The organism is Bacteroides sp. 519 (assembly GCF_010500955.1).
Taxonomy (GTDB): Bacteria; Bacteroidota; Bacteroidia; order Bacteroidales; family Bacteroidaceae; genus Bacteroides.
In genome coordinates this window covers 1-309 of the sequence record NZ_QVMJ01000146.1, presented here as the reverse complement: position 1 = coordinate 309, position 309 = coordinate 1, and the positions used below count along the sequence as shown (strand labels likewise).

General features: G+C 37.5%; 1 protein-coding gene. It reads right to left on the bottom strand.

Annotated features, from left to right (window positions below; genetic code table 11):
- The coding region (locus D0T85_RS23300) for an MBL fold metallo-hydrolase (RefSeq protein WP_370460032.1) at nucleotides 1-220 on the bottom strand (220 nt) is incomplete at its 3' end.
- Nucleotides 221-309: the final 89 nt, after the last annotated feature.

Here is a 309-nt window from a genome sequence, read left to right as displayed (position 1 = left end):
CTAATCGATCTTCTTCTGTAAGAAATATATTATGTGTGCAATTTAGATATGCTTTACGTTCACAGTTCCGAACATGAGGTAAAAAGTTTGGTTTCAGATTAGGCATAAGATTTGCATTACTAATCTGATCAATTAAATATTGTCTTTCGGGGGCTACACTACCCTGAAACAGAACATCGCCCGAGAACATTACTCCATCGTTCTTTGAGTAGAATACAATACTTCCAGGTGAATGGTTCCGCGTTCATCTACATACAGTTGCCAATATGCATTGCGTTTGTTTTCACCATCAATCAATACATCCTGCAC